General features: G+C 66.8%; 25 protein-coding genes. 12 read left to right on the top strand and 13 right to left on the bottom strand.

Annotated elements, in window-relative coordinates; translation table 11 throughout:
• Positions 1-99 precede the first annotated feature (99 nt).
• Both HHL13_RS03055 and HHL13_RS03050 read left to right on the top strand, forming a co-directional pair.
• Positions 100-759, top strand: a complete 660-nt coding sequence (locus HHL13_RS03055; RefSeq protein ID WP_169554279.1) for a glutathione S-transferase family protein — start codon at positions 100-102, stop codon at positions 757-759.
• Positions 760-850: 91 nt separating this feature from the next.
• A complete protein-coding gene (locus HHL13_RS03050) occupies positions 851-1,816 on the top strand; it encodes a PilZ domain-containing protein (RefSeq protein WP_169554278.1) in 966 nt (321 codons plus the stop codon).
• 3 nt (positions 1,817-1,819) lie between these two features.
• Here the strand turns inward: HHL13_RS03050 and HHL13_RS03045 are convergent, their stop codons facing one another.
• Positions 1,820-2,608, bottom strand: coding sequence for a hypothetical protein (locus tag HHL13_RS03045; protein WP_169554277.1), 789 nt, complete (start codon positions 2,606-2,608; stop codon positions 1,820-1,822).
• Entirely contained in the window at positions 2,608-5,247 is a 2,640-nt protein-coding gene (locus HHL13_RS03040; protein ID WP_169554276.1) for a TonB-dependent receptor, read from the bottom strand. The genes HHL13_RS03045 and HHL13_RS03040 overlap by 1 nt, the downstream gene beginning before the upstream one ends.
• Positions 5,248-5,410: 163 nt before the next feature.
• On the opposite strand from HHL13_RS03040, the gene glp reads away from it, so the two are divergent.
• A complete protein-coding gene (gene glp, locus HHL13_RS03035) occupies positions 5,411-6,601 on the top strand; it encodes a gephyrin-like molybdotransferase Glp (RefSeq protein WP_169554275.1) in 1,191 nt (396 codons plus the stop codon).
• 59 nt (positions 6,602-6,660) lie between these two features.
• Entirely contained in the window at positions 6,661-7,341 is a 681-nt protein-coding gene (gene lexA, locus HHL13_RS03030) for a transcriptional repressor LexA (RefSeq protein WP_169554274.1), read from the top strand.
• Here lexA and HHL13_RS03025 read toward each other — a convergent pair.
• From HHL13_RS03025 to HHL13_RS03015, 3 genes are read right to left on the bottom strand one after another with little or no spacing between them, the layout of a single operon-like run.
• Positions 7,335-7,961, bottom strand: a complete 627-nt coding sequence (locus HHL13_RS03025) for a 2OG-Fe(II) oxygenase (RefSeq protein WP_169554273.1) — start codon at positions 7,959-7,961, stop codon at positions 7,335-7,337. The two genes, lexA and HHL13_RS03025, sit on opposite strands and share 7 nt — an antisense overlap.
• Positions 7,962-8,003: 42 nt before the next feature.
• Positions 8,004-8,861 (bottom strand): subclass B3 metallo-beta-lactamase, encoded by an 858-nt coding sequence (gene bla / locus HHL13_RS03020; protein ID WP_240953606.1) that lies wholly within the window; start codon positions 8,859-8,861, stop codon positions 8,004-8,006.
• Positions 8,858-10,978, bottom strand: coding sequence for a ComEC/Rec2 family competence protein (locus tag HHL13_RS03015; protein WP_206376829.1), 2,121 nt, complete (start codon positions 10,976-10,978; stop codon positions 8,858-8,860). The genes bla and HHL13_RS03015 overlap by 4 nt, the downstream gene beginning before the upstream one ends.
• A gap of 79 nt (positions 10,979-11,057) precedes the next feature.
• On the opposite strand from HHL13_RS03015, the gene gltX reads away from it, so the two are divergent.
• Positions 11,058-12,491, top strand: a complete 1,434-nt coding sequence (gltX, locus tag HHL13_RS03010; RefSeq protein ID WP_206376828.1) for a glutamate--tRNA ligase — start codon at positions 11,058-11,060, stop codon at positions 12,489-12,491.
• A 21-nt stretch (positions 12,492-12,512) separates the two neighbouring features.
• Positions 12,513-13,787 (top strand): citrate synthase, encoded by a 1,275-nt coding sequence (locus tag HHL13_RS03005; RefSeq protein WP_169554272.1) that lies wholly within the window; start codon positions 12,513-12,515, stop codon positions 13,785-13,787.
• A gap of 435 nt (positions 13,788-14,222) precedes the next feature.
• On the opposite strand, the gene HHL13_RS03000 is transcribed toward HHL13_RS03005, so the two are convergent.
• Positions 14,223-15,092, bottom strand: coding sequence for an MBL fold metallo-hydrolase (locus HHL13_RS03000; protein ID WP_169554271.1), 870 nt, complete (start codon positions 15,090-15,092; stop codon positions 14,223-14,225).
• 72 nt (positions 15,093-15,164) lie between these two features.
• Between HHL13_RS03000 and HHL13_RS02995 the strand changes: the two genes are divergently transcribed.
• The 5 genes from HHL13_RS02995 (at position 15,165) to HHL13_RS02975 (ending at position 17,409) form a co-directional block, all read left to right on the top strand.
• A complete protein-coding gene (locus tag HHL13_RS02995) occupies positions 15,165-15,479 on the top strand; it encodes a metalloregulator ArsR/SmtB family transcription factor (protein WP_169554270.1) in 315 nt (104 codons plus the stop codon).
• 4 nt (positions 15,480-15,483) lie between these two features.
• Positions 15,484-16,002 carry a rhodanese family protein gene (locus HHL13_RS02990; protein WP_169554269.1) on the top strand — a complete coding sequence of 173 codons (519 nt, stop codon included), beginning with the start codon at positions 15,484-15,486 and terminating at the stop codon, positions 16,000-16,002.
• Positions 16,003-16,008: 6 nt separating this feature from the next.
• On the top strand, positions 16,009-16,788 hold the full coding sequence (locus HHL13_RS02985) for a sulfite exporter TauE/SafE family protein (protein ID WP_169554268.1): 780 nt from the start codon (positions 16,009-16,011) through the stop codon (positions 16,786-16,788).
• 172 nt (positions 16,789-16,960) lie between these two features.
• Positions 16,961-17,173, top strand: a complete 213-nt coding sequence (locus HHL13_RS02980) for a hypothetical protein (protein ID WP_169554267.1) — start codon at positions 16,961-16,963, stop codon at positions 17,171-17,173.
• Positions 17,170-17,409 carry a hypothetical protein gene (locus HHL13_RS02975; RefSeq protein ID WP_169554266.1) on the top strand — a complete coding sequence of 80 codons (240 nt, stop codon included), beginning with the start codon at positions 17,170-17,172 and terminating at the stop codon, positions 17,407-17,409. Before HHL13_RS02980 ends, HHL13_RS02975 begins: the two co-directional genes overlap by 4 nt.
• 184 nt (positions 17,410-17,593) lie before the next feature.
• Here the strand turns inward: HHL13_RS02975 and HHL13_RS02970 are convergent, their stop codons facing one another.
• On the bottom strand, positions 17,594-18,475 hold the full coding sequence (locus HHL13_RS02970; RefSeq protein WP_169554265.1) for a LysR family transcriptional regulator: 882 nt from the start codon (positions 18,473-18,475) through the stop codon (positions 17,594-17,596).
• Positions 18,476-18,579: 104 nt separating this feature from the next.
• Between HHL13_RS02970 and blaOXA the strand changes: the two genes are divergently transcribed.
• Positions 18,580-19,404, top strand: a complete 825-nt coding sequence (gene blaOXA, locus HHL13_RS02965) for a class D beta-lactamase (RefSeq protein WP_169554264.1) — start codon at positions 18,580-18,582, stop codon at positions 19,402-19,404.
• Positions 19,405-19,425: 21 nt separating this feature from the next.
• On the opposite strand, the gene HHL13_RS02960 is transcribed toward blaOXA, so the two are convergent.
• From HHL13_RS02960 to HHL13_RS02935, 6 genes are all read right to left on the bottom strand, one after another.
• Entirely contained in the window at positions 19,426-20,847 is a 1,422-nt protein-coding gene (locus tag HHL13_RS02960; RefSeq protein ID WP_169554263.1) for an ATP-binding protein, read from the bottom strand.
• Positions 20,844-21,962 carry a DUF2336 domain-containing protein gene (locus HHL13_RS02955; protein WP_169554262.1) on the bottom strand — a complete coding sequence of 373 codons (1,119 nt, stop codon included), beginning with the start codon at positions 21,960-21,962 and terminating at the stop codon, positions 20,844-20,846. The genes HHL13_RS02960 and HHL13_RS02955 overlap by 4 nt, the downstream gene beginning before the upstream one ends.
• 36 nt (positions 21,963-21,998) lie before the next feature.
• Positions 21,999-23,180 carry a hypothetical protein gene (locus HHL13_RS02950; RefSeq protein ID WP_169554261.1) on the bottom strand — a complete coding sequence of 394 codons (1,182 nt, stop codon included), beginning with the start codon at positions 23,178-23,180 and terminating at the stop codon, positions 21,999-22,001.
• 284 nt (positions 23,181-23,464) lie between these two features.
• On the bottom strand, positions 23,465-24,019 hold the full coding sequence (locus HHL13_RS02945; RefSeq protein WP_169554260.1) for a sel1 repeat family protein: 555 nt from the start codon (positions 24,017-24,019) through the stop codon (positions 23,465-23,467).
• A 136-nt stretch (positions 24,020-24,155) separates the two neighbouring features.
• Positions 24,156-25,352: a DUF1343 domain-containing protein gene (locus HHL13_RS02940; RefSeq protein WP_169554259.1), complete on the bottom strand. Its 1,197-nt coding sequence runs from the start codon at positions 25,350-25,352 to the stop codon at positions 24,156-24,158.
• The gene (locus HHL13_RS02935; protein ID WP_169554258.1) at positions 25,349-25,861 is read right to left on the bottom strand and encodes a DOMON-like domain-containing protein; all 513 of its coding nucleotides are present in this window, start codon (positions 25,859-25,861) and stop codon (positions 25,349-25,351) included. The genes HHL13_RS02940 and HHL13_RS02935 overlap by 4 nt, the downstream gene beginning before the upstream one ends.

Raw genomic sequence — 25,861 nt, 5'->3', positions numbered from 1 at the left:
CCTCCCATGATCCGTTCCCTTCATGACAGTCCAAAGCCCGCTTGCACATCCGCGCAAATCGGATTACTTAGCCAATAAGCTAACTATTGCGAGGCACAGATGAACCCCCAGCTCTTTGGCCATCCCTTCTCGTCCTATTACCAGAAGGCGCTGATCGCCTTTTACGAGAATGACATCGCGTTCGACTTCCGCCTGATCAGCCCCGAAGAGGAAGCCAATTGCCGCGAGTTCGCCGCGCTCGCGCCGATGGGCAAGTTCCCGGTCCTCGTCGATCGCGGCCGGACGATCTTCGAATCGACCGCGATCATCGAATATCTCGCGATTCACCATCCCGGCCCGGTCGCGCTGATCCCGGCCGATCCCGACGCCGCGCTCGAAGCGCGCATGTTCGACCGGGTGTTCGACAATTACATCATGAACGCGATGCAGCCGCTGGTGAACAACATGCTGCGGCCCGAGGATCAGCGCGATCCGCATCTGGAAGGCTATATCCACCGCACGCTCGACCGGGCCTATGCCTGGATCGACAGCCATATGGTGGGGCGCGAATGGGCCATAGGCGACAGCTTCACACTCGCCGATTGCGCCGCCGCTCCGTCGCTCTTCTATGCCGACTGGGCCTATCCGATCCCGGCCGAACACACCCATCTCAAGGCCTATCGCGCACGGCTGCTGGCCCGTCCGTCCTTCGCCCGCGCAGTCGATGGCGGACGGCCGTTCCGCCACTATTTCCCGCTCGGCGCGCCCGACCGCGATTAACTGCGATTAGGAGGTTAACGGGCTGTAGGATTAAGACTTTCTTCAGCCCGGAAGCCCAACCCTTCGCGCGGGATTCGGTGGGGTTTTTGGTATGACGGAAGGACTCAGGTCCGCGACGATTTTCTGCCTGAGCGCAGATCTTCCAGCTTCGATTCCCAACCCCGCCCATATCGATCATCTCGATCCGGCCACGCTGATCGGCGCAGACGCCAGCCGCGAACGCTGCTTCGTGCGCAAGCTCAGCGCAGCCGGCGCCACGCTCCGCCTGCTTGAGACCAATGTCGAGGATGGCGACCGCTTCACCCTCGAACTCGAAAATGGCCAGGCGATCGAAGGCGAGATCAGCTGGATCGACGAAGACGAAGCCGGCTTCCTGTTCGACGCCCCGATCGACGTGGTCGGCGCGCTCGCCCGCAACCTCGCTCATCTTCCCGCCGAGCGCCGCAGCGTGCCGCGCGTCGAACTCCACCAGACCGTCTCGATCCGCCGCGGCAACAAGGTGGAATTCGCCCGCACCCGCGACGTGTCGCAGGCGGGCGTCGGCATCGACATGGAATTCGCGCTGGCACCCGACGAGGAAGTCCAGATCGCCTTCGACGGCCTCCACCCGATCGTCGGGCAGGTCCGCTGGTCGCAGGGCCGCCACGCCGGCATCGCCTTCGAAAACGAGCTGGGCTGGCAGATTCTCATGCCCTGGCTCCGTCAGGCGCAGAACCGCCCCTCGCGCATCCACACGATCCGCACGCTCGGCATCCATGAGGAAGAGAAGGGCTTCGGCCTGAAGGCGGACAAGGCCGCACTTCATCTCGACGCCCCCGGCCGCGTCCGCGAAGGCGCGCGCTGGTGGAACGTCCGCGTCCGCAGCCTCACTTTCGGGCTGGTCGAATTCGAAGCCGACGCCTCGATCGAAAAGGGCACCCCCCTGTGGATCACCCTGCCGGGCACCACTGGCTGGCCGGCGACGGTGATCGAAGCCGATCAGGGCCGCTATCTCGCCGAGTTCCGCATCCCGCTGCGCCAGCACGAACTGGACCGGATCGCCGCGCGCGATCTCTGATCCTCAACGCTTTGGCATGATCTCCGGAATGCGTGTCGCGACCGCTTCCCTGGTCTTGCGCTCGATCGACCAGAGGATGCGCCGCCCGCCCCGCTCCCACGCGATCGCCTGACCGTTGGTGGGGATGGCCAGCGTGGTGACCAGTTCCAGCCGCGACCCCGCCTCGGGCAGGCGCAGCGCATAAAGCTCGGGCCGGTCATGCCCGGTCACATAGAGCAGCCCGTCATCGCCCCACACGCCGCCCGACGAGCTATAGGGTGCGAAGCGTTCGAGCACTTCGGTGGGGAACAGCCAGGCGCCCTCCTCCACGAATTCCGGCGAATAGCGCACCAAAGTCGTCAGCCGATGGTCTCGGCCCGCCTCCCCGCCCTTGCCGTCATAATTGGCGAAACCCGCCCACCAGCTGCCGTCATGCCAGTCGAGCCAGGTCAGCGACCCCCGGCCGGGGCCGAGGCTGCGCGAGCGGACATGTTCCATCCGCGCCGCGTCGAACCATTCGATCGAACTCGCCATCGGCGTGTCCGGATAGTTGGACGCGGCACAGACGATCTCGCGGCGCAGCAGGATGCAGCTGTTCATGTGCCGGAACAGCTTGGGATCGCCCTGCCAATGGCCGATCCGCTTGCCCGTGGCGCGATCGTACTTGCCGATCTCCGCATTGGAGACGGCATAGACGAAGCGCCGGTCGGCAACGACGCCCTGCCGCGCCTCCGCGGCCGGCATCCGTGCGACCACCTCCGGTTCGGGCGGCGTCTGTCCGAATGCGAGGAGGAGCGGCAGGAGCATCTGCATCAGAACTTCACCGATACGCCGCCATAGACGGTGCGGCCGTAACGCTCGTTCTGCGAGATCCAGTCGGTCCGGCCGCCCTGATACTGGCGAGTCGGCTCGTCGGTCAGGTTCTGCGCTTCGACGAACAGCGTGGCGCCAGTGAACACTTCGAAGCTCGCCTTGAAATCGAGCCGGCGCAGATCGTCGTTATACTGGTCCTGATAATCCACCCCGCCCGGCGCGATCAGCGAGTGGCCGGTATTGTGATAGGCGATCGACGCCTCCACCCGGCCGCGCTGGTAGAAAAGCTGCGCGCCGTACAGAAAGCCCGACTGGCTCGGGAAGGTCGAGGTGCGGCCGCTCGGCAGCTGCAGGTTCGAGTCCGTCAGCGTGCCGTTCAGTTCGATGCCGAAGCCCGACAGGAAGCCCGGCAGGAAGGTGAACTGCTGCTGGTACGCCGCTTCGATGCCGATGATGTCGCCGCTGTCGGCGTTCAGCGGCTGCGAGAAGCCCAGCCGCTCGAACGGACGGCCGGCGAAGCTGGTGTTGGTCAGCACGTAATTCTGCACGAAGATCGGGTTCTTGATGAACTTGGCAAACACGCCGACGGTCAGCAGGCCGCCCTTCGAGAAATACCATTCGCCGGTGAAATCGAGATTGTCGGCGCGATACGGCTTCAGCGCCGCATTGCCCGCACTGAACGATCCCTCGAACTGCCCGTCCGAATTGGCATCCTCATAGCTCAGCGACCCGCCGGGCGAGAGCTGGCTGTAGTTCGGCCGGCCCAGATTGCGGGTATAGCCAAGGCGGAATACCGTGTTCCGCGACGGCTCCAGCCGCACGATCAGGCTCGGCAGCCAGTCGTCATATTCGTTCAGCACGGTCGCGGGGACCACGGTGGTGCCGCCTTCCAGCCGGTATCCGGTGACCCGCGACTTGGTGTGTTCGAACCGGATGCCCGGCGTCACCGTCACCGCGCCGAAGCGCAGATTGACCATCGCGTAACCGGCGGTCACGTCCTCATCGATCCGGAAATCGTTGAGCGTCGCGTTGGCCAGCGACGCGGTAGTATCGCGAACGAAGAACGGGCCGGACAGGTTCGAGGCAGTGAAGTCGCGGATCGCGGCGAGGTCGATCGTCGGCGCATTGAAATAGGGCCGGTCGTCGCCATCGGGATAGACCGTCACCGGCGCCCCGGAAAGGTTGAACTGCGCCAGCGTGAAGCGGGTCGCCGCATTGCCGCCGCGGGTCCAGGTGTCGTTGGCGCTGTCGAACCATTTGTCGGTCGCGCGATACTTGCCGCCCAGCTTCACGAAGCTGCCTTCGTCCAGCCCGGCGATGTGCCAGGTCAGGTCGGCGCGGCCCTGCCAGATATCCTCGTCGCCGCTTTCGTTCTGCTCGGTGTACTGGCGGAAATTCAGCTGCGACGACGTGCATTCGGTACGCGGGGTCGCGCTGAACACCTTCTCGGTCAGGTCGAAATCGACCGTGCCGGGGTTGCAGCGGAACTGCCACAGCTGGTTCGGCTCGCGCACTTCGTTGTGGACGCGCGCCACGACGTAATCGAGCGTCACGTCGCCAAAATGGCTCGATCCGCCCAGCATGCCGGCCAGGATCGACTTTTCCTTATATTCGAAACGCAGATCCTGCCGCCGCTCGGGGCCGACGCCCGCGCCCACGCCGGCATTGGGCGTGCCGGTGACGGTGCCGGTCAGGCCACCGGGATTGAAGGTCAGCCGCGGCAGCAGCGCGTCGCTTGCGAAATCGAGGCGATAGCGCTGGCGATATTCCTCCTCGGTGAACTTCGAATAGATGCCGCGCACATGGAATTGATGGTTCTCGTTCGGCCGGAAATCGAACGAACCCGCCGCGCCGATCCGCTCGCGCTGCAGGCTGTAATCGGTGAACTTGATGTTGACCGGCAGCGCGCCCCGCGCCGACTGGGCGATCACCGCCGTGGCGGGCGTGGTCGCCGGGCGCCAGTCGTCGGGATAGACGCCATAGCTGGCGAAAGTGCGGTTCGAATAGCTCGCGCCCAGCGCGATGCCGAACTGCTCCTCGGATCCGAAACGCGCCGCGATGCTGGCGTCGCCGCGCACCGGGACCTTCTTGTTCAGTTCCTGATAGCCGGCCTGCGCGTTCAGCGTGACGTTGAACGCCTTGCGGTAATCGAACGCGGTCTGGGTCACCAGGTTGATCGAACCGCCGATGCCCTGTCCGTCCAGATCGGCGGTCTTGGCCTTCACCACTTCGACCCGGTTGAGCAGCTGGCCCGACACCACGTCGAGCGGCAGCGAGCGGCTGGTGCCGTCGGGATTGCCGATCTCGACGCCGTTGACCGAATAATTGTTGAGGTCCGAAGGCACGCCGCGGATCGCGACATAGCGGCCTTCGCCCTGGTCGTAGGTCACGCCCACGCCCGGCAGCCGCTCGATCACTTCGGCGACGTTGCGGTCGGGCAGCCGCCCGATTTCGTCCGCCGCGGCCACATCGACGATGCTGATCGCATCGCGCTTCAGCTCGATCGCGCGCTCCTGCTGGGCGCGCTGGCCGGTGACGGTGATCTCCTCGCCTGCCTCTTCGGGCACGTCCTGGGCATGAGCGGCATTGGCGAAGGCGAGCGCGGCAAGCGCGCCCGCGGCGAGCAGGCTGGATTTCATCTGGTGTGACCCCTTTATGGTTCAGGGGGCCGGTAGGCGGGGCCGGAGACTCGGTGGTGAAGGGACGGTTGCGCCTGCATGACGGTCTCGCGACCAATCCGTGTCACCGGCTCGCGCCGATTTCCCCTGTCCCAACCCGCCCCTTCTGTGCCACCGCAACGTCATGGCCGGTCCCGCCCTCCTCCCCGTCGCCGATGCGCAGTCCCGCCTGCTCGCGCTCGCGACGCCGCTCCCGGCCGAAACCGTCCCCCTCGCGCAGGCGGCGAACCGTTACGCCGCCGCCGATATCACCGCGCTGCGCACCCAGCCGATCGCCGATCTTTCCGCGATGGACGGCTATGCGATCCGCTTCGCCGACATGCCCGGCCCCTGGACGGTGATCGGTGAGAGCGCAGCGGGCCGCAGCTTTGGCGGGCAAGTCTCGCCGGGTCAGGCCGTGCGCATCTTCACCGGCGCCCATGTTCCCGCCGGCGCCGACACGGTTCTGGTGCAGGAAGAAGCCTCACGCGACGCCGCCGCCCTCACGCTGACCGGCGAAGGCCCCGCCTATGAGAGCCGCAACATCCGCCGTCGCGGTCTCGATTTCGCGGAAGGCGACACGCTGATCGCCGCCGGAGACCGCCTCACCCCCGCGCGCCTCGCGCTTGCCGGGGTCGCCGGTCACGCCACTCTGCCCGTCCGGCGCATCCCGCGCATCGCCATCGCCGCCACGGGCGACGAACTCGTCCCGCCCGGCGCGGACATCGGCCCGGACCAGCTTCCCGAAACCAACCGGCTGATGCTGACCGCGCAGCTCGCCGATCTTCAGGTCGAGATCGTCGATCTCGGCATCCTCCCCGATCGCGCCGATGCGCTGGAGGCGGCGTTCCGCGCGGTCGACGCCGATCTGCTGGTCACCACCGGCGGCGCGTCGGTCGGCGATCACGATCTGGTCCGTCCCGCGCTCGAAGCTGCCGGCGCGACGATCGATTTCTGGCGGATCGCGCTGCGCCCGGGCAAGCCGATGATGGCCGGGCGGCTCGGCAAGGCAGTTATCCTCGGCCTTCCCGGCAATCCGGTTTCGGCTTTCGTCACCGCCCAGCTCTTCGTACGCCCGCTCGCCGCCTATCTGGCAGGCGCACGCAATCCCTTTCCCCAGCCGCGCGCCGCCATCCTTGGCGAGCCGCTGCCGGCGAACGGGGAACGCACCGACTATCTTCGTGCCGAACTGCGCGATGGCGCGGTATCGGCTTCCACCATCCAGGACAGTTCGATGCTCCGCACGCTGGCGCGGGCCAACTGCCTGATCCTGCGCGCCCCCCACGCGCTGCCCGCAAATATCGGCGACTCGGTGGAAATCCTCGGCATCGCTTGACAAGCTCGCGGAACATTGCATAAACGTTCCCAGTCTGTTCCCAAGAGAGGATCCCGGGAATGCTCACGCGCAAGCAGCACGATCTGATCTGCTTCATCAACGACCGCCTGAACGAGACCGGCGTTTCCCCCTCGTTCGAGGAAATGAAGGAAGCACTGGATCTCAAGTCGAAGTCGGGCGTCCACCGGCTGATCTCGGCGCTGGAAGAGCGCGGCTTCATCCGCCGCTTGGCCAATCGCGCCCGCGCCCTCGAAGTCCTCAAGATGCCCGAGCGTGGCGGAGAGACGAAGAAGGCCGCGCCGGCACCGGCCGCCGACAATGTCGTGGCGCTCAAGCCCCGCGCGCCCGAGCCCGCCAACGACGTGATCGAGATCCCGCTTCACGGCCGCATCGCCGCAGGTACGCCGATCGAAGCGCTCGAAAGCTCGACCATGCTCCCGGTGCCTGCCGCCCTGCTCGGTTCGGGCGAACATTATGCGCTCGAGGTCGCCGGTGACTCGATGGTAGAGGCCGGCATTCTCGACGGCGACTATGCGCTGATCCGCCGCACCGAAACCGCGCGCGACGGCGAGATCGTCGTGGCGCTGATCGACGAAGCCGAAGCGACGCTGAAATTCTTCCGCAAGGAAGGCGCGATGATTCGTCTCGATCCGGCGAACCGCAGCTACGATCCGCAGCGCTACCGCCCCAATCAGGTGCGGATCCAGGGCCGCCTCGCCGGCCTGCTGCGCCGCTACTGACCTTCCGGCCCCGGCCCCAGCTCAGGCTGGGTGCCGGGGCTGGCCGGGTGGTTGCGGACCGCCCAGAAATTGATCGCGAACCGCGAATCCGCATAATCCCCTGAAGGGATCCCGATCCGCAGTACTTCGTGAATCGCCCAGCTCGGGAAGGCGATCAGCATGTTCTGGCCCGGCGTCAGATCGATATGCGCAGGTGCGCCGTCTGGCGGCGCGATCTTCGGAACCAGCCGCAATTCGCCGCCCGTAAAGCCGCGCGGCTCGCGGTGGAAATAATAGACGATCGTCACCACCCGATCGCGCTTGTGGCGGCTGAGCCCCGTCGCCGTATCGTGATGCCGGTTGATGAAGCCGCCATCGGGATAGACCACCATCTCGGTCTCGAACCCGTCCATCGCGAACGACGCCATGCCCAGGTCCGCCAGGATGCCGGGCATCAGCGCGGCGATGCGCGCGCTCATCCCCTGCTTCCACGGCGCATCGCCATACAGGCTGCGCGCGTTGCGCTGGTCGGCAAGCACGCGATGTCCGCCGACGCGCGACGGTACCAGCGCGGCTTCGTTCGCCATCGCCCATTCGATCAGGGCCGCATGTTCGGCCTCGGGCAGGACATCGTGCCGCATCGTATGCGGCGGAATGCGCTGGAGCGGATTGATGGCCCGCTCCTATTTCTTCAGCGCGGCGCGCTGGCGCGCCAGTTCGGTTTCGAAGCCCATGCGCGCCGCGGCGACACGTTGCCCGAGTTCCTCCGGCGCGACGAAGGCGAACGGATCCCCGGCAGCGAGCCGTGCCCGCTTCGCTTCCATTCCGAACGCGCCGGGATGGAAGTTCAGGAAAATGTCCGCCCGCATCCGCCCCAGCGCGGCGAAGGTGTCGAGGAACTCGCTTTCCGCTGCGGGCGTCAGCACGCGCCCCGCCACCGTCAGGCTGCACGCGAACAGCACGTCCAGCGTGCGCCCCGCTTCGGTCACCTTCATCGACCAGCTCGTGCAGCCGCGCGTATGCCCTGGCGTCAGGTGCGTGGTCAGGTCGGTCGCCCCGATGCGGATATGCGTTCCTTCTCCGATCACCCTGTCTACCTTCACCGGCGGAAAGCCGAGCAGATCGGTCCGCCCCAGCGTCCGCCCGCGCTCGATATCCCGGCGATCGCCTTCGCTCACCATCAGCGTCGCGCCGGTCGCCTTCCGGATCTCCGCCAGCCCGCCCGAATGGTCGAAATGCGCATGGTTGATCAGCAGGTAGCGCACGTCCTTCGCCTTGAAACCGAGCTTCGCGATATTGGCGAGGATCAGCGGCGCGCTCTCGGGCAGACCGCCATCGATCAGCACATGCCCCTTGGGATCGGTGATAAGGAACGCCGAGAGCCCCTCGGTCCCGACGAACCAGACATTGCCCGCGATCCGGAACGGCTCGGCCGGCACATTCCATTCCCGCCGCTGCTCCGCCCAGGCATCCTGCCCGTCATGCGCCGGTGCGGCACCCGCCAACAGGATCGGAAGCATCAGGGCAAGCGCGCGCATCATCGGCCTTTCGGGATCGGTCGCGGCGCAGGTGGCGGCATTACGGTCGGCGGGTCAACCCACGGATGCCGTCCCGCCGGTCCGTTCACCGTCGTTACCCGCCCGCTCGCAAAGGTCACCGCCACGCCGCCGGTATGCGCCAGCGTCTCGCGATCGAGCTTCATCCATCGCGGCGCGCAACCCGGCGGCAGGCGGCGGTCGCTCACCACGATGTCGCTCGCCCTGCACAGCGCCATCATCTCGCGCCACGGCACCAGATAATTGCTCCGGGTCGCCGTCACCCGCCAGCGCCGCGAACCCGCGACGACATCGATCATGCACAGATCCGCGCTGCATCGCGCACCGGGCTGCTCCGCCAGCAGCGCCAGATCCGCTTCGCCGCCATTCTCGGCCAGCATGTCGCGCGTATAGTCCCCCGCCCGGTCGCGCAGCAGCGCCATCCCGCCATCGGGCGTCCGGATCGCCAGATGCCGCCCGTCGCCGGTCACCAGCAGGTCGGGCGGCGGCGTCATCAGCGCCCATGTCGCGCCGATCGCCAGCGGCAGCGCCCCGGCCAGCCGGGCGCGGCTCCGCCACAGCGCGATCCACAGCCCGCCCGCCGCCATCAGCGCGAACGCGCCCGCCGGCATCGCGGGCAAGGCAGCGACGGCGCCCGGCGCCGAAGACGCCGCATGGGCCAGCCACAGCAGGAAATGCAGCGCCTGCTCGGCAAGCCACCACACCGGCGCGCCAAGCCCGGCCAGATCGAGCGTCAGCGCCAGCGCTTCCAGCGGCATGATGACGAATGTCGTCAGCGGGATCGCCACGATATTGGCCAGCGCGCCATAGACGCCTGCCTTGTGGAAGTGGAACAGCGCCAGCGGCATCAGCGCCAGCTCCACGGCGACGCCGGTGAGCAACAGCGACCCCAGCCCGCGCAGCAAGCGCCGCCCCCATCCCTCCTCGCGCCGCAGGAACCAGCCGCGCACAACCGGATGCTCGTGCAGCGCGACGATCACCGTAACCGCCGCGAAGCTCAGCTGGAAGCTCGGCCCCGCCAGCGCCTCGGGCCAGAGCAGCAGCACGAAGCACGCCCCCGCCGCGACCAGCCGCAGCGTGATCGCCTCGCGCCCGAGGCTCAGCGCCAGCAGCACCAGCAGCGCCGCCGCGCACGACCGGATCGTCGGCACTTCGGCGCCGGTCAGCAGCGTATATCCGATCGCCGCAGCCGCGCCCGCGCCGGCCGCCACCAGCGGCAGCCGCCACGTCAGCGCCAGCCACGGGCTGAGCGCCAGCAACCGCAGGACCAGCAGCATCGTTCCCGCTGTCACCGCAGTCACGTGCAGCCCGCTCACCGACAATAGATGCGCGAGCCCGGATCGCTGCATCGCTTCCGAGTCTTCGTCCGAAATCGCGCCGCGATCCCCCGTCGCCAGCGCGCTCGCGATCCCGCCCGCGCTGCCTTCCACCCGGCTCTGGATATGCGACGAGAGCCGCGTCCGCAGGTCCGCGCGCCCACCGTCTGACCCAGCGGTCACCGTCACCGGCGCGAACCCGCGCCCCGTCGCGCCGATCCCGTCGAACCAGGCGACCCGCGCGAAATTATAGGCCCCCGGCACCGAAGGCGGCGGCGGCGGCATCAGCCGCGCCCGCAGCCTCACCACGCTCCCGCGCGCCAGTCCCGCCGGCACATCCTTCTCCGCCAGATTGACGCGCACCAGCGGCGGCAAGTCCGCCCGGCCGACCGGCGCCAGCCTCAGCCTGACCAGCGCGCGTGCGGGCAGTTGCTCGACGCGCTCCACCCGCGCTTCGAACGCCACCACCGCCGCCCGCGCCAGCACCGGCGCCGCCACCCGTTCGGCCCGCAACCAGATCCAGCCGCACCCCAGCGCCATCGCGATCGCGCTCGCCAGCACCACCCGCCCGAGCCGCGTGGTTCCGGAAACCGCCAGTCCGATCAGGCCCAACGCCCCCGCGCCGGTCAGGAACGCGATCCACGCCGCCTTGTCGGGCAGCACGAACCATGCGGCGATCCCCACCCCCAGCATCACCGGCAGCCACAGCACCAGTTGCTCGCGTTCGCTCTCCAGCCAGCGCTCCAGCGCGTCGCGGCACTGGGAAATCAGTGTCGGCGCTCCCATTTGAAGGGAGGGGAACCCCGTGCTAGGGGCCTCGGCGGCTGAACTGGCCACCGAATTTCAAGTCTGGGAGCAGGCGCAGTTGAGCGCAGTATCTGACAACGGCAGCACGCCGAAAATCTCTGGTGTCGTCACCCGTTTCGCGCCGTCCCCCACGGGCTTCCTCCATATCGGCGGCGCGCGCACCGCGCTGTTCAACCTGCTCTTCGCCCGCCATCACGGCGGCAAGTTCCTGCTGCGGATCGAGGATACCGACCGCGCCCGCTCCACACAGCCTGCGATCGACGCCATTCTGGATGGAATGCGCTGGCTCGGTCTCGACTGGGACGGCGACGAAGTGTTCCAGTTCGCCCGCGCCGATCGCCACGCAGCGGTCGCGCATGAAATGGTCGAGAAGGGCGCGGCCTATCGCTGCTACCTGACCCAGGACGAGCTCGCCGCGATGCGTGCCGAAGCCGAAGCGGCGAAGAAGCCGCTGCGCATCCGCTCGCCCTGGCGCGACAAGCTGCCGAACGAGGAAGGCAAGCCGTTCGTCGTCCGCCTCAAGGCCCCGACCGAAGGCGCGACCACGATCCGCGATTCCGTTCAGGGCGAAGTGACCGTCCAGAACAGCGAAATCGACGATCTGGTCCTGCTCCGCTCCGACGGCACGCCCACCTATATGCTCGCCGTCGTCGTCGACGATCACGACATGCGCGTCACCCACGTCATCCGCGGCGACGATCACCTCAACAACGCCTTCCGCCAGCTGCCCATCTATCGCGCGATGGGCTGGCCCGAACCAGTCTATGCCCACATCCCGCTGATCCACGGCGCGGATGGGGCCAAGCTTTCCAAGCGCCACGGCGCGCTGGGCGTCGATGCCTATCGCGACGAGATGGGCCTGCTGCCCGAGGCCGTTTCGAACTATCTCCTGCGCCTCGGCTGGGGTCATGGCGACGACGAGATCATCAGCCGCGAGCAGGCGATCGAATGGTTCGATCTGTCGGGCGTCGGAAAATCACCAAGCCGGTTCGATCAGAAGAAGCTGGAGAACCTGAACGGTCATTACATCCGCGAAGCGGATGACGATCGACTGGCCATGCTGGTTGCCGCCCGGATGGGCTTCGAACTCAGCGAATCGCAGTTCGATCTTCTGCGTCGCAGCATGGCCGAATTGAAGCCGCGCGCCGCGAATCTCCTCGAATTGACCGATGGCGCCGCCTTCCTATTTCGCACTCGCCCACTGGAATTGGACGAAGCGGCAAAGGCTCTGCTAGAGGGCGACGCGCGGGCATTGCTGGCCCGGCTGCACGCGGCGCTTGACGCAGCGGAAAGCTGGGATACGGAAGCGCTCGAAACGGCGGTACGTGCTGTCGCCGAGGATGCGGGGGTCAAGCTTGGCGCCGTCGCGCAGCCGCTTCGTGCTGCGCTGGTCGGCCGCAAGACGTCGCCCGGCATCTTCGACGTGCTGGTGCTGCTGGGCCGCGAAGAAAGCCTCGGGCGGATTGCCGATCAGATCGGCGTCCCCGCCTGACGAGAAACGAAAGGAACGACGATGAGCGACGCAACCTTGAAGATCGGGGACTCTGAGTATCCCGTCCTCTCCGGCAGCGTCGGTCCCGACGTCGTCGACATCCGGAAGCTTTATGCCAAGACCGGCATGTTCACCTACGATCCCGGCTTCACCTCGACGGGCAGCTGCGAATCCGGGCTGACCTATATCGATGGCGACCAGGGCGTGCTGCTTCACCGCGGCTACCCGATCGGCCAGCTCGCCGAAAAGTCGAGCTTCATGGAAGTCAGCTACCTCCTCCTGAACGGCGAGCTGCCGGATCAGGCGGAACTCGACAAGTTCAGCTACACGATCAGCCGCCACACCATGCTGCACGAGCAGCTCGCCACCTTCTATCGCGGCTTCCGTCGCGATGCGCATCCGATGGCGATCATGTGCGGCGTCGTCGGCGCGCTTTCGGCCTTCTATCACGACTCGACCGACATCACCGATCCGACGCAGCGGATGATCGCCAGCCACCGGCTGATCGCCAAGATGCCGACGATCGCGGCGATGGCGTACAAGTACAGCGTCGGCCAGCCGTTCCTCTATCCGCAGAACGACCTGTCCTACACCGGCAACTTCCTGCGCATGACCTTCGGCGTTCCGGCCGAGGAATATGTGGTGAACCCGGTGATCGAGCGCGCGCTGGATCGCATCTTCATCCTCCACGCCGATCACGAACAGAACGCCTCGACCTCGACCGTGCGCCTCGCCGGTTCGTCGGGCGCGAACCCGTTCGCCTGCATCGCGGCCGGCATCGCCTGCCTGTGGGGCCCGGCACATGGCGGCGCGAACGAAGCGGCGCTCAACATGCTGCACGAAATCGGCACGCCCGATCGCATCCCGGAATTCATCGCCCGCGCCAAGGACAAGAACGATCCGTTCCGCCTGATGGGCTTCGGTCACCGCGTCTATAAGAACTACGATCCGCGCGCGACCGTGATGCAGCAGACCGTCCGCGAGGTCTTCAAGGAGCTCAACGTCTCGAACCCCGTGTTCGAAGTCGCGCTCCAGCTCGAGGAGATGGCGCTCAACGATCCGTACTTCATCGAGAAGAAGCTGTTCCCGAACGTCGATTTCTATTCGGGTGTCATCCTCTCGGCGATCGGCTTCCCGACCACCATGTTCACCGCGCTGTTCGCGCTCGCCCGCACCGTGGGCTGGGTCGCGCAGTGGAACGAGATGATCTCGGACCCCGAGCAGAAGATCGGCCGCCCGCGCCAGCTCTACACCGGCCCGACCCAGCGCGACTACGTGCCCGTCGGCCAGCGCTAAAGGCGGACAGGCCTAAATCCCTCTCCCTTCAAGGGAGGGGCAAGGGGTGGGACAGCGGCGGACGAGGCTCGATGCCTCGTCCGCCGCTGTCGTTCCGGCCACCCCGGCTTCTTCCTCTGCGGGCGTAAAGCAGGCCCCCGGATCAAATCTGGGGCGACAAAGAGATAGTGGATGCGACCCCGGGGCCGTACTTCGCTCAGCGCGAGGAATTTGAAGAAGCCTGCGTTTAGTCCGTCAATCTCGGCCCTCCTGATGCGTATGGCACTGCCACAAACCGAATGACCGCTTGTCGGCCCGTAGCGGCCTGGCAGGTTGTGAGCAGAATATCCCTTGCGCAGACGTTGGAACTGCGAAGTGGCGCTCTCGCCACGGCGGCTGGTCCGCTGGCGATGCGCCTACGAGGTACATTCCGGTTGGAATGCGCGCGTCACAGGCTCACGCTGTTCTCCACTTCACCGGAATGCGCAAATAGCTGACGCCATTCGCTTCCGCCACGGGGAAGCGGCCCGCGCGCACGTTCACCTGGATCGACGGCAGCAACAGCCTGGGTACTGCGAGCCCGGCATCGCGCACTTCGCGCATCGCGACGAAATCATCCTCGCTGACGCCTTCATTGACGTGAACGCTCGCCCGCCGCTGCTCCCCGACGGTCGATTCCCAGCGATAGTCATCGCGGCCCGGCGCCATGTAATCGTGGCACATGAACAGCCGGGTCTCATCCGGCAGCGCCAGCAGCCGGTGGATCGAGCGATAGAGCGTACGCGCGTCGCCGCCCGGAAAGTCGGCGCGCGCCGTGCCGTAGTCCGGCATGAACAACGTGTCGCCGACGAACACGGCGTCACCGATGCGATAGGCAATGTCAGCCGGGGTGTGGCCCGGGACGTGCATCACCTCAACCGATAGATTGCCGATCGCGAACCGCTCTCCATCCTCGAACAGCCGATCGAAATCGGAGCCGTCGGTCTTGAGATCGGTCATCGCGAAGACCGGGCGGAAGATGCGCTGAACGTCGCGAATATGCGCGCCGATACCGATCCAGGCGCCGGTCTTCGCCTTGATGAAAGGCGCGGCCGACAAGTGGTCGGCATGGGCATGGGTTTCCAGCACCATCTCGATCCGCCAGCCCTGCTTCTCGGCATGGGCCAGGATCCGCTCGGTCGAACGGTTGTCTGCCTCTCCGCTGGCCAGATCGAAATCCAGCACGGGATCGATCACCGCGGCCACGCCCTGAACCGGGTCGGCGACCAGATAGCTCACCGTATTGGTCGGTTCGTCGAAAAATGCCTCGATATGCGGGGTCGTCATCGTCGCCTCCAGTCTCGTGCTTGACTATATATTAGCATATTCTATATTAGCAAGTACTAACGGAGTGATGGAATGATCAAGCCCCCGATGGATCTGGCGACGTTCGAGGCTAAGGCCGAATCGGTCGCCGCGACGCTGAAGGCGATCGGCAATGCCCGGCGGCTAATGCTGCTGTGCAAGCTGGTCGAGCATGGCGAGATGCCTGTCGGCGATCTCGCGTCTGAAACGCAGCTGTCGCAATCGGCCTGCTCGCAGCACCTCGCGCGGATGCGGGAAGAGGGCTTGGTTGCCTACCGCCGGGAGAGCCAGACGCTTTGGTATCGCATCGCCGATCCGCGCGTCGAATCCCTGCTGGCCACACTCTACCAACTCTATTGCAAGGACTGACACGATGGCGATCAAGACTCTCGATCCGCATGCGGCGCAGGCCATTATCGACGGCGGCGCGCGGTTGATCGACATTCGCGGGGCTGACGAACATGCGCGTGAGCGCATTCCCGGCGCGATCAACCTCCCGCTCGAGCGGATTGGCGAACTGGCCAATGACGGTCGCCCGGTGGTGTTTCACTGCCGGTCTGGCATGCGCACTGCGGGCAATGCCGCGCAGCTCCAACAGTCGGCGAGCGACTGCGACACCTATATCCTGGATGGCGGCATTGATGCCTGGCGCCGCGCCGGTCACAAGATTATCGCCGACGCTTCGCAGCCCATCGAGGTGATGCGCCAGGTGCAGATCGCCGCCGGGTCGCTAGTGGTGATCGGTGTGCTGCTGGGCCTGTTCGTCGCGCCAGAGTTTTTCGGGCTGGCGGCATTCGTCGGCGCAGGCCTGATCTTTGCCGGCGTTTCGGGCTGGTGCGGCATGGCGCGGCTGCTGCGCGCGATGCCGTGGAACCGCCGGGCAGCGGCCTGACCCACTATGGACACGGCTACCATCGGCGCGGCGCTGGGCGCTGGCGGGCTGATCGGGCTCGTCCTAGGGCTGGTCGGCGGCGGGGGATCGATCCTCGCCGTCCCGCTGCTCGTCTATTTGGTCGGCGTGGGATCAACCCATGCCGCGATCGGCACTGCGGCAGTCGCGGTCAGCGCGAACGCGCTGGCGAGCCTGATCGGCCATGCGCGTGGCGGGCGCGTCAAATGGCGTTGCGCGGGGGTGTTCGCGATAGCCGGCATAGTCGGCGCGGCGCTGGGTGCGGAACTGGGTAAATCGGTCGATGGACTGCGGCTGCTGCTGCTCTTCGGCCTGCTGATGATTGGCGTGGGCCTCTCGATGCTGCGCCCGCGCCGCACCGCGCTCGCACCCGATGTGCGGCTGACTCGTGAAAGCGCCAGCGTGCTGCTGCCCCGGCTGGTGCCGATCGGGCTGGCGGTGGGGTTCGCCGCGGGCTTTTTCGGGATTGGCGGCGGGTTTCTGATCGTGCCGGGCCTGATGCTCGCGACGCGCATGCCGCTCAATTTCGCCATCGGCACATCGCTGGTGGTGGTGAGCGCGCTCGGCGCGACGACGTCGCTGTCCTATGCGATGTCGGGGCTGGTCAACTGGCCCCTCACGGCGCTGCTGATCGCGGGCGGTGTTGCGGGCACGATGGCGGGCATTGCTCTCGGTCATCGCCTTGGCGCCGGCAAAGGCCTGCTCGAACGCGGCTTTGCCGGTATCGTCATCACGGTTGGCAGCTATGTAGCGCTGTCGTCGGTATGACTATCTTGAACGGCAGCTTTCGTGGCCTGCGATCCGCACCACAAACGACCGATTATGAGGCGCATAGTCGCCCGATCCCCGCAAACACTCCCTCCCGGGATCGAAACCAGCTAAAAGCGCATTAACCCCTCATCCCCCCGCACCCGCCGGGGACCGAGACGGAGACAAAAGCGTGCGTCATTCGATCCTGACCTTCGCCGGCATCCTCGCGGTGATCTTCGGCCTGATCTTCATGCTGCAGGGGCTGGGCGTGATCCGCTATCCCGCGTCCAGCTTCATGGTCGACAACAGCGTCTGGGTGATGCGCGGCGGGATCATCGCCGCGCTCGGCGCGCTGCTGGTCGCGGGAATGCGCGTGGTCCCGGCCAAGCGGCGCCGCGATTGATCAGGCCGCCCGACAAACATGACGACGCCGCGCTCGGCTATCTCACCGGGTTCTTTGGCGCGGGGCTGCTGCTGATCTCGGGCGGCGGCTTCTGGTTCCTGATCCGCTACGGCCAGACCGTGCGCTATCGCGGCGACTATCTGTCGGTCGGCGAAACGCTGCCGATCCTGATCCTGCTCGCCGTGGCTGGCGCCGCACTGCTCCGGCTGGCGACGAAACTGCTCCCGCCTCGCTAGAGACAGGCTCGCCGATGTCCGTGCCCGGCTTGCAATGTTGGATTTCGCCTGCTTGGCTCGCACGGGTTCGGGAAAGCCGTCCGCTCTTTGAATTCGTCAGCAACGCCGCGCGTTTCGCCGGAAACCGGATTTTCGCGATATTGGTGTCAACCGTGTCAACCAGACCCTGAGAAGTGATTGTTTTTCAACACTTATCGAATTGCATGGATTCCCCGGAGATCCACTCCCGAAACGCCGTCATCGCCGGGCTGGGCGTTCGCGACTTCAGCCAGGTCAGCCAGTAACGCCCGCTCCCCACTTCCTCCGCGAACGGCCGCACCAGCGCACCGCTCTCGATCGCGCGCGCCAGCATCGCGGGCGGCGCCAGCGCCACGCCCACGCCCTGCATCGCTGCCTCGGCCATCGCCAGCGAGGAATCGAACACCGGCCCGCGCAGCGTCGGCGCACTCACGCCCACGCTCGCCAGCCAGCGCGGCCATTCGTCGGCGCGATAGGAGCGCAACAGCGTCAGCCCCAGCAGGTCGCGCGGCTCTCCGATCTCGCGCGCCATCGCGGGCGTGCACAGCGGCGTCAGCGGCGCTTCGATCAGCGCCACACTCTCCGTCCCGTGCCACGCCCCGTCGCCGAAGCGGATCGCGTAATCCAGCCCTTCGCCCGCCAGATCGACGCGGTTGTTGTTGGTGAACAGCCGCAGGTCGATCCGCGGGTTGGCGGCCCGAAACGCCGGCAGGCGCGGCAACAGCCAGCCGGTGGCGAAGGTTCCCACCGCCGCGACCGACAGCAATTGCGCCGCAGTGCCCGCCGCGATCCCCTCGACCAGTTCGGCGATCCGGTCGAAACTGTCCGCCAGCGCCGGGACCAGCGCCAGCCCCTCGTCGGTCAGCGCCAGTCCGCGCGGCAATCGCCGGAACAATTGCACGCCCAGCCGCGCCTCCAGCCCCTTCACCTGATGGCTGATCGCCGCCTGCGTCACGCACAGCTCGATCGCTGCGCGCGTGAAGGAAAGGTGCCGCGCGGACGCCTCGAAGGCGCGCAGGGCGTTGAGCGGCAAATGCGGGCGGACCATCGCCGATCCATAAGTTTTTCTGGGGTCAGACGCCAGCTATCATCCTTTGTGCGACACTCGCCCCACCGTCACTCTCGCGCCCACACCCTAGCAGGAGCGCCACCATGACGATCGACCGCCGCAACTTCACTCGTATGTTCGCTCTTGGAACCGGCTATGGAATCCTCGGATTTCCCGGCCTTTCCGAAGCCGCGACGCCAGCAGCCGGCACCCGCGCCTTCGTCATGGTCGATCATGCCAGCGCCAGGATCCTTCACCGCACGGGCGCCGCGGCGACCCGCTTCACGCCTTGCTCGACCTTCAAGATTCCCTTGGCCTTGATGGGCTTCGACGCGGGCATCCTCAAGGACGCGCACACCCCCGCCTGGGACTATGACCCGCGCGTCCACCAGGCCAGCCGCGCCGCCGAGAAGCAGCGCACCGATCCGACCAGCTTCGAACTGAACTCGGTCATCTGGTATTCGCGCGAGATCACCCGCCGCCTCGGCGCGCGGAAGTTCAAGGCCTATATCGACCAGCTCGGCTACGGAAATCGCGACGTGACCGGCAATCCGGGCAAGAATGACGGCCTCACCCATAGCTGGCTGCTGTCCTCGCTGCGCATTTCCCCCGACGAACAGGCAATGTTCGTCCGCCGCATGCTCGCCCGCCGCCTCATGGTCTCGGCACAGGCCCAGTCGCTCACCCAGAGCATCCTCCCGGTGTTCGAAGGCAGCGGCGGCTGGACCGTCCACGGCAAGACCGGCAGCGGATCGCTCGACAAGGACGACAGCAAGCCGCTCGGCTGGTTCGTCGGCTGGGCCGACAAGGGCAAGCGCCGCGTCGTCTTCGCCAAGTTCGGCGCGGGCGCGGACATGCGGCAGGACATGGCCGGCGGCATGGCGATGCGCACCGAGCTGCTCCGCGATATCGGCAAGCTGGCGGGCTAGGCTACCAGCGGCGGCGTAGGATCAGGCCCCGAACACCGGGCTTCGGCCCGGCAATTCGCGCGCGGGCATGGTGAACACGAAGCGCGCGCCCATTCCCGGCGCGCTGTCCACCGTGATGTCGCCGCCCATCGCGCGGGCGAGGCGGCGGGCGATGTAGAGGCCCAGGCCGCTGCCGCCCGGCTCGGTCGGATCGACGCGGCCGAACTTGTCGAAGATGCGGGCCTGATCCTCGTGGGCGATGCCCTTGCCCTGATCGGCGACGATCACATGGGCCCGGCCTTCGCTGCCCTCGATCCGGATCCACACCATCCCGCCCGGCGGCGAATAGCGCACGGCATTGCCGATCAGGTTGACGAGGATCTGCAAGGCGCGCTTGAACTCGCCGGTGACCGGCAGGGTCTCGCCAGCCGCGGGGCGGTCGATCCGCACCTCGGCCTGCGCGGCGCGCACCGCCAGCAGCCCGGCCGCGCGGCGCGCGACATCGGCCAGGTCGATATCCTCCGCGATCGTCGTGAAATCGTCGCGCTCGATCGCCTGAAGATCGACCAGATCGTCGACCAGCCCCAGCAGGTGCCGCCCGGCGTTGGCGATGTCGCTGGCATATTCGGCATAATCGGACTTGAGCGGCCCTTCGGTCTGCGCGCTGATGCTGTCGGCGTTCGCGATGATCTTGCCCAGCGGCCCGCGCAGCGCGCGGTCGAGGCGCTGGCTGAACGAGTCCGGAAAGCCGCCGAACGGCGTCGCCGGCAGCGGAGCATCCACCTTCGGCGCGGGCGGCGTCTCGTCGTCGAGCATGTGCGCCCCGCCGACGAAGCCGGCAAAGCGCCCGCCCGGATCGGTGCGCGGCGTGGCATCCAGGCGCACTGTGCGACCGGTGCCGCGCAGTTCCGCCTTTTGCCCGTCGAACCGCGCCTGCGCCGCGACCGCGCTCAGGATCGGCAGGTTTCCGCTGGCGTCCTCTTCCAGTGCGAACAGCCGGGTCAGCGGCTGGCCCAGCATCGCCGAGCTGTCGAACCCGTACCGTGCGCCCGCTTCGATCGAGAGGAAGGTGATGCGCAGCGACGCATCGGTTTCCCACAGCCAGTCGGCCGCCGAACGGAAGAAGTCGCCGTCGCGCTCGGGCTCGGTCGCCGCGGCGCGCCACACTGGTCGCAGCCGCCAGCCGCTCACTTCCAGCCGCACGCCGCCGTCACGCGGTTCGGCGCGGACCCATAGTTCCAGATCGTCCTCGCCGTCGGCGGCGATGACGTTGCGCGAGATGCCGATGCCCAGCCGCTGCGCCAGCCGCGCCAGCGTCGCGATCTGCGGCACCGCCAGCGGCAGTCCGACGCCGCCGCCCGCGCGCTCGTTCAGTTCCTGCAGGCGCGACTCCGCATCGACCAGCCGGCCATCGCTGTCGATCTGCCCGATGGCGATGGGAAGTGCGGGGTCGATGGCGTTCACTCCGCCCCCCCGGCCCTGCCGAGCGCAAGCACGGCGGCGCGATAATCGGGGTTGAGCTTCATCGGCGACAATGCCGCCCGCGCCTCGCCCGCGCCGATCGACGCGATCGCGTCCAGCGTGTCGGCGAAACTCTCCAGATCGCGGCGCGGATCGGCCTCGCACAGCGCGTACCCGATCTTGGCCACCGTATCGCGGCTCAGTTCCAGGGCCCGCAGCGCCAGCCACAGCCGGTCGCCAACCGGGTCCAGCACGATGTCGCGGGTCAGCGAGTAGCTCACGCCCAGCGCGTGCGCGAGCAAGGCGTTGAACAGCACGATCCGCCGGTCCCCCAGCGATTCGACCAGCAATTGCGGCAGTTCCTGCCGCTGCGCATCGATCGCAGCGGCAAAGCGCATCGCCGTCGCTTCCAGTCGGTCGCCTTCGTCATAGGCGGACAGGCTGCGCGTCGCGGCATCCGACAATGCCTGATCCAGCGCGTCGAACGCACCCTCGGCTGCATCGGCCACCCGCTCGCGGATCGCAGCCGCGACCCACCACACCAGCCGGTGGTGAAGTTCGGCCGGAAGCTCGGTCTGGCTCAGCTGTCCCGATTCGGGACTGCCCCGCCGGCGGCTTTCCGCGATCAGCACGGCCATCGCGCCGGCGGAAACCACGCGATCGGGGTGCTGAACGAATCGGTTGATCAGGCTGGGCCGTTCGGGATCGACCGCGCCCTGCATCGGCAGCGCATTGCCGACCAGCTCCTGGCGCACGCGCGCCATCAGCTCGGTCATCAGTTCGGGATCGCGCAGCAGGCCCGATCGGGAGAGCCGCGCGAGCACCGGCGCGGTGTCGTTGGCCAGCGCCTGCGCCAGCACAGATTCACCACGCGAAGCCAGCAAACGCGTCGAATGTTCGCGGATTTCGGCCTCTACCGTCTCGACCAGACCGCGCAGCAGCACCGCCATTGCCGAGCGGGTCCGCTCGTCCAGACGCTGCTCTTCGGGAAGGAAGAAGTCGTCGGTCGCCACCACCAGGCTGCGATAGGCGCACGTCTCCGCAGCCGCCGCACGCGCGAGCAGCTTGCGAGCGCCGGTGGCTAGGCCATCGCGCACGTCGACGGGATTGTCCGACATCGACCTCAAACTAGCGGGAGTTTACTTAAGACGATGCTAAGCTTTTTCGCGCGTCGCCTCAACCGCCGCAGCGAGCGTGGAAAATGCGTAGGCCGCAATTATCGCAAGCCCTGCCTCGGTGAATCCGGCCAGCGCGAACGGGGTCAGAATCAGCAGATGCGCGGCCGGACTGGCCCACCAGCGGCGATGCCGCGACGGCGCGCGTTCGACAAGTCCCTGGCATCCGATCGCGGTCAGCGCGAGGATCACGGGAGACACATGGGTCCAGTCGGTCCAGGCGCTCCATCCGGCCGCGGCGGTCATCGCGCCGAACAGGCCGGTGATCGCCAGCTCGAGCCCGTCGGCCCGCTTCGCCTCGCCCCGCAGCGCCGCCATCGCCGCCCCCGTCGCCAGCGTCGCGACCGAAAGCAGCGCCACGACCATCCCGCCTCCGGCGCCGGGCCAGCGATAGAGGGTCAGTCCCACGCCCGTCGCGCCGAAGATCGCGGCCAGCAGGATCAGCGCCCATCCGGGCACGTTCCGCGTCACGAGTTCAGGCAATACCCAGCGCGCGATCCGCGTGAATACCCAGCGATCGGCCCAGCTGGTCCGCCGCTCGGTCAGCGCCGCCAGCACGTCATTGCTGCGCGAAGCCAGCGCCTGCGCGTTGAGCTCGACCAGATGCCCGCCGCGCTCCTGCCCTGCCGTCAGCGCGACATGCTCGGCTCCCGCCTGCACCGCGACGCGCAGCAGCGCCGACTGGAAGTCGTAATCCGCGGGCATGGTCGCGATCTCGGAAAGCTGGCTGCCCGAGACGCGAGCGATCCCCGCCCAGCAATCCTTCATGTCCAGCCGCTCGATCGCCGCCGGCGATTCGGGATCGTTGGTGACCAGCAAGGCCTCACCCGTCCCCGACGCCATCCGGTCGATCACCGGATCGGTCGTGACGAGGCCGTCTGCCATCACCAGCACGCAGCTGCCCGGATCGACCTTTTCGGCCGCTTCCTCGGCCGACCGTACGACTTCGACCAAAGCCTCGCGCTTGCCGGCCCGCGTGACGGCGGCAAGCAAGGCCGGTGTCATTCGCCCCACCGCGACGAAGATCCGCTCGGCCCCGGCGCCTGCGAGCAGCCGCACCTGATATTCGAGCAGGGTCATCCCCCCGAACGGCAAGGTCGCTGCCAGCGTCCCCGGCCGGTCGGTTGCGTCCTCGATGGCGAAAATCAGTCCTGCGAGCATGATCGGGTGGTTATGCGGAATGCCATCGGGGCGCAATTCCCCGGCGGGTGTTCTTCGCCGGATCATGGGCAAAGCACGGGCATTTCCGCCGGCTGGGTAAACCGGCTAGAGTCACAAAAGTCACACCGGCATCGCGGCGGGCACGCACCTGCCCATGTGCGCCCGCACGCGATGGGTCGCGGTAAGGGGCCCCGCATCGCGAACGATGCAGGTTATCGATGTCGGAAAGGGGTTCGAAGCTTCGAGCGGATTAATGGAACAAAATGAGAACAATGTCAAGCGATTTATGCGGCTGGAGCGGCCTGTATCTCGCGCGACAACCATAATAGCCGCCTGCATCCCGCCGGAATCTCGCGAACGCCGAATCTGCCTCGCGCCATCCAACGCGCGAGGATGAGCTTCGCGCCGGGATGCCCTTGATCGGCGGCATGACTCAGCAAAGGCCTGACATCTCTGCCGGTGGCAAGTGTCGGGGACCGTTTGTAACGATACCAGGCCAGCCAGAAAGAGGACGGGACGAAGCCGCCGGCCAAACCTTGTTCCAGCATCGCTTCGGCTTCGTCGAAACGCTCCAGCCCTACAAGAAGGCGGGCAACCTCAAGGGTTGCCGTCCACGATCCGGCGCCGATCGCCCTATTATAATAGTCGAGCGCCCGATCGACATCCACGGCGGTGCCACGTCCCGTCTCAAGGCGGTCGCCAACCTGTTCCATCGCCCATGCCGAACCGGCATCCGCAGCTTCGCACAACAACCGGAACGCCGCTTCGGGTTGAGTTTCTTCAAGCGCCCGCGCCCGAGCGATCCGCTCGCGATTGATGTCGGAATCCGCGCTCCACAATTCCCACTCCGTGGAAGCATCCCGCTCCCATTGGGAAGACAGGTCCCACAAGGCCGCCTTGGCTTGGGCGGAGCTCCGTGAAAACCGGCTATTGATCCATGCGCAAAACCTGCAAGCCACCGGACCGATACTCCGCTCAGTATAGCAAATGGGGTCGCCTTACTTCTTCCCATGCCGATTCATCGGGCAACGTCACCGCATCCAGACCGCCCGCGACCGAACCCGCATCGTCCACCCACTCGCGCAACCCCGGTCCGCCGTTGATGACGTCGATCGCCAGCTTGTCGAACACATATTCGTACGGGAAATCGCGCCACAGGTCATATTCGGGATAGAGGTTGCGGATCGCCTTGAAGCCGGCGGCCTGCAACCGCCACGGGCGGAAGGCGGCGTGGTCGTAGCCCGGACCCCCGGCATGGATGAACACGCCCGAGCAGAGCTGGCCGACATGCTTGTGGAAAGTCGGCTGGAACCAGAAGTCGCGCAGGGTACAGCCTGCCAGCCAGTCCGGGGCGATGCGGCGCATCTCGGCGATTACCGCCTTGGCATCGATATCCGGCGCGCCGAACAGTTCCAGTGGCCGCGTTGTCCCGCGGCCTTCGGACAGCATCGTGCCTTCCAGCATCACCGTGCCGGCATAGGCGCGGGCCATGTTGACGTTGGCGGCGTTGGGGCTGGGATTGATCCAGGGGCGCTCAGGCGGCCAGCCGAAGCCGGGCGCTGCATCGGGCTGCCAGCCTTCCATTTCGATCACGCGATAATCGACGTTCAGCTTGAAGTGATCGATGAACCAGTGGCCCATCTCGCCCAGCGTCATGCCGTGGCGCATCGGCATCGGCCCCGCCCCGACAAAGCTCTCCCATCCGGGCAGCAGCGTCAGTCCCTCGACCGGGCGGCCGGCGGGATTGGGGCGATCGAGCACCCACACCGACTTGCCATGCTCGGCAGCGGCTTCGAGGACGTAGAGCAGCGTGGTGACGAAGGTGTAGATGCGGCACCCGACATCCTGAAGGTCGATCAGGATCGTGTCGAACGTGTGCATCGACTGGCCGGTGGGCCGCCGCACTTCGCCGTACAGGCTGAACACCGGCATCCCGTAGGTCGGGTCGGTATAGTCCGGCGACTCCATCATATTGTCCTGCAGGTCGCCGCGCACGCCATGCTGCGGGCCGAATACCGCCGACATGTTGAGGCCACTCGCGACCAGCGCGTCGAGCGAATGGGTCAGGTCCGCCGTCACCGAAGCGGGATGCGCGAGCAGCGCCACGCGCTTCCCCTCCAGCGGCTTGCGGAGTTGCGGGTCGGCGAGCAGGCGATCGATACCGAATTTCATGCCGCGTTTGCTGCCGGGAGTTCGAGGGCGAAGCAAGCGGGATCGTGGAAATCGGGCTTTCCGGGCGGATGGGCGATCGCCCAATAGGATTTGGTCCCGTCCGCTTCCTCGATCACCGCGGTCAGCCCGAAACCCCATGTCCCGCCCGGCAGGCCGGAAAGATCAACCGTCACACGAACCCCGTCCGCCAGCGGTTCGATCATCGGCACCGGCAGCGGCAGATCCGCCATCCCGGTACGATACCCATCCAGCCGGTACGCCGCCCACCGCGTCGAAGGCGAGAAATTGAACTCGTAATAGGCCTCGCCGTCATCGGGTCTTACGAACAGCTCGAAACAGGTGGTCTGCCACAGGCCATCGGTCCGCTCCGGTTCGGAACGCACCGCCATCAACGGCGGACCGCCGATCACGCGCCAGCTCAGCGTACTGACGCCATGCCGAACGTCGGCGGTGACTTCGATGCCTTGGATGGCGGCAGGCGGATTGGCAGGATGCGGGATAAGCTTCAC

Origin of the sequence: Sphingomonas sp. G-3-2-10 (assembly GCF_012927115.1) — a bacterium.
GTDB lineage: Bacteria > Pseudomonadota > Alphaproteobacteria > Sphingomonadales > Sphingomonadaceae > Sphingomonas.
Note: the sequence above shows the minus strand (reverse complement) of the source record. Positions and strands in the feature narration are given on the sequence as shown.

What these genes read in the sequence shown, in the direction of transcription:
- HHL13_RS02955 (WP_169554262.1), bottom strand. Translation starts at nt 21,962, where the DNA reads ATGTCGGACAATCCCGTCGACGTGCGCGATGGCCTAGCCACCGGCGCT.
- HHL13_RS02990 (WP_169554269.1), top strand. Translation starts at nt 15,484, where the DNA reads ATGGCGATCAAGACTCTCGATCCGCATGCGGCGCAGGCCATTATCGAC.
- HHL13_RS03055 (WP_169554279.1), top strand. Translation starts at nt 100, where the DNA reads ATGAACCCCCAGCTCTTTGGCCATCCCTTCTCGTCCTATTACCAGAAG.
- HHL13_RS03025 (WP_169554273.1), bottom strand. Translation starts at nt 7,961, where the DNA reads ATGCGGCACGATGTCCTGCCCGAGGCCGAACATGCGGCCCTGATCGAA.
- HHL13_RS03045 (WP_169554277.1), bottom strand. Translation starts at nt 2,608, where the DNA reads ATGCAGATGCTCCTGCCGCTCCTCCTCGCATTCGGACAGACGCCGCCC.
- HHL13_RS02985 (WP_169554268.1), top strand. Translation starts at nt 16,009, where the DNA reads ATGGACACGGCTACCATCGGCGCGGCGCTGGGCGCTGGCGGGCTGATC.
- glp (WP_169554275.1), top strand. Translation starts at nt 5,411, where the DNA reads ATGGCCGGTCCCGCCCTCCTCCCCGTCGCCGATGCGCAGTCCCGCCTG.
- blaOXA (WP_169554264.1), top strand. Translation starts at nt 18,580, where the DNA reads ATGACGATCGACCGCCGCAACTTCACTCGTATGTTCGCTCTTGGAACC.
- HHL13_RS03000 (WP_169554271.1), bottom strand. Translation starts at nt 15,092, where the DNA reads ATGACGACCCCGCATATCGAGGCATTTTTCGACGAACCGACCAATACG.
- HHL13_RS02950 (WP_169554261.1), bottom strand. Translation starts at nt 23,180, where the DNA reads ATGCTCGCAGGACTGATTTTCGCCATCGAGGACGCAACCGACCGGCCG.
- HHL13_RS02970 (WP_169554265.1), bottom strand. Translation starts at nt 18,475, where the DNA reads ATGGTCCGCCCGCATTTGCCGCTCAACGCCCTGCGCGCCTTCGAGGCG.
- HHL13_RS02940 (WP_169554259.1), bottom strand. Translation starts at nt 25,352, where the DNA reads ATGAAATTCGGTATCGATCGCCTGCTCGCCGACCCGCAACTCCGCAAG.
- HHL13_RS02995 (WP_169554270.1), top strand. Translation starts at nt 15,165, where the DNA reads ATGATCAAGCCCCCGATGGATCTGGCGACGTTCGAGGCTAAGGCCGAA.
- HHL13_RS03005 (WP_169554272.1), top strand. Translation starts at nt 12,513, where the DNA reads ATGAGCGACGCAACCTTGAAGATCGGGGACTCTGAGTATCCCGTCCTC.
- lexA (WP_169554274.1), top strand. Translation starts at nt 6,661, where the DNA reads ATGCTCACGCGCAAGCAGCACGATCTGATCTGCTTCATCAACGACCGC.
- bla (WP_240953606.1), bottom strand. Translation starts at nt 8,861, where the DNA reads ATGATGCGCGCGCTTGCCCTGATGCTTCCGATCCTGTTGGCGGGTGCC.
- HHL13_RS03015 (WP_206376829.1), bottom strand. Translation starts at nt 10,978, where the DNA reads ATGGGAGCGCCGACACTGATTTCCCAGTGCCGCGACGCGCTGGAGCGC.
- HHL13_RS03040 (WP_169554276.1), bottom strand. Translation starts at nt 5,247, where the DNA reads ATGAAATCCAGCCTGCTCGCCGCGGGCGCGCTTGCCGCGCTCGCCTTC.
- HHL13_RS03050 (WP_169554278.1), top strand. Translation starts at nt 851, where the DNA reads ATGACGGAAGGACTCAGGTCCGCGACGATTTTCTGCCTGAGCGCAGAT.